Source organism: Mesobacillus sp., assembly GCF_049588175.1.
Lineage (GTDB): Bacteria > Bacillota > Bacilli > Bacillales > Cytobacillaceae > Mesobacillus.
Window position 1 is genome coordinate 1 of sequence record NZ_JBAVFI010000743.1, and the last position, 2,252, is coordinate 2,252.

Genomic DNA, 2,252 nt, shown 5'->3' on the forward strand with positions numbered 1-2,252 from the left:
GAACAGAGGAGTGAAGGAATTGCTTTTAAAAATGAAAAACAAAGCGATTAAAAGCGCTAGCAAGATGAACCCAGACAAAAAACGCGTAAAGAAGAATATGAGCTTGAAAATCAAAGTCGTTTCATTAAGTGTAATCTCTATGCTGATTATGGCATTGGCTACTTCAGCTTTAGCATTTTACGTCATCAAGAAAAGCAATGTTGAATCAATGGAAGCTGAATTAAATACGATATCAAGTTTATTATCAGATCAAATCACTCCAGGGAAAGCCCAGACAATTATCAGCAACCCTTCCAAGAATAATCCTGGTGTTACAACCATGCAGAAACAAATGGACAAGATTTTAAAAGATAATCCATTAATACATAATCTTTACTTGGTCACCATGGATGGTGAAAAGTTGACCATCCCGACAATGAGTTCCGTCATGCTCACCAAGGAGTTCACTTATGGCTCCCAGTATTCAGGCGGTAAGGCTTTCGATGAAGCTGCCCTTATGGCAGTAAAAAATAATAAGCGGACAACCACAGATGTTTATCAATCTGAAACCGGTGAAAAAGTAACTGGTTTCGCACCGATAACGAATATGAGCGGAAATGTAATCGCCCTTTACGGAGTCGACTTTGATGTTACACAGGTTAATAAAAAGATAAATGCAGAAGTGACACGCATATGGATTCTGGCATTGGTAATCCTGGCCATTTCAAGCATCGCCATGTATCTGCTTATTTCAATGCTGATCAGACCGCTCAACAAGATTAAGGTTTTAACAGCTAATATTGCAAATGGAGATTTATCTCAAAATGACATTCATGTAAAATCGAAAGACGAAATCGGTGAATTGGCCGAAAGCATCAATACTATGACGGCATCACTTAGAAATGTTGTCTCACAGGTACAAACTAGTTCAAAAGAAGTTACGAGCGAAACCCTTGCCTTGTCAAATGTCGCTTCTAGCTCTGTAGATGCAATCAAAGAGTTGACTGCAGCCAACCAGCAGGCAGCCGCAAGTACCCAGGAACAAAACGCAAACATTGAAGAAATGCAAGCTACTCTAGAAGAAATTAACGCGGGAATCGAAGAGATTAATGCTTCTGCCCAGCAGGCAAGCTTCATTGCCAAGAACTCCACTGTTACTTCTAAAGAAGGAACAGTCCGAATCGATGAGATGCTTGCAGGGCTTGAACTTGTTGAAGACAATACAAACCAGTTAGCGGACATTATCATCATGCTTGAAAAGCAATCAGATAAAATTACTCAATTCGTTAAAATCATTAATACAATATCAGATCAGACTAATCTATTAGCATTAAATGCTGCCATAGAGGCAGCAAGAGCAGGCGACCATGGGAAAGGCTTTGCAGTAGTAGCGAATGAAGTCAGAAAACTGGCAGAGGAAAGCGCAAAATCAGCCTCGACCATCATTACCATCGTTAATGAGAATGTTAACAGCACTCGTAACGCAGTTGACTACATTTCAAAAACAAGAGAAGCTGTTCAATACAATAAAGACCTTTCAACCAATGCCAAAAATACGCTTCATGAAATTTATGAAACGACGCTTGAGATCGAGGATAACTCCAATAATATCGCCTCTGCCATCGAGCAGCAGGTCATCGCGATCGAGCAAATCACAAACTCTCTTGACACGGTTTCTCAGGCTTCACAACAGATCGCTGCAGGCACGAGCCAAACAGACCAATCAACTCAGGAACAATTAAGGATCGCTGAAAATGTCAGCGAAACCACAAAAATTCTTCAGCAGACAGCGTTGGAATTAGAAAAACTGACTGGGAACTTTAAGTTATAAGAAAAAAGGATGCCACTACGGCATCCTTTCAGTTTGTCGACAAAGATTACGTTCACAGATTACTTATTGAAATCCTGTTGATTGGAGTGGAAGGTGCGAGACTCCTGCGGTATGAACGGGTCAGGGGAGACCCCGCAGAAGTGAAGCGACGAGGAGGCTCCCCGGGCCGCCCGCGGAAAGCGAAGCACCTGGAACGAAAATTAACAGACTAGTTTTTTGCAGTAGCTTAAATGAAAAAACTGTAGACAAACTGAATCTTTATCGAGTTTGTCTATAGTCTAAAAAAGGATGCCACTACGGCATCCTTTTTTGATTAGTAACATTCAAATGTTCGATATTATCTTTTTCTAAAGCCTTCTTCTTCTAAATACTGCTTGGCTTCATTATAAGAAAGGAATGTTCCATCGAGATTCAATCCAGCGTATACATTCCACATATCATC

At 40.6% G+C, this 2,252-nt stretch carries 1 protein-coding gene; it reads left to right on the top strand.

The window, feature by feature from the left end:
- Window positions 1-1,810: methyl-accepting chemotaxis protein (locus WB217_RS18080; protein WP_423994694.1), on the top strand; the 1,810-nt coding region annotated here is incomplete at its 5' end.
- Window positions 1,811-2,252 lie beyond the last annotated feature (442 nt).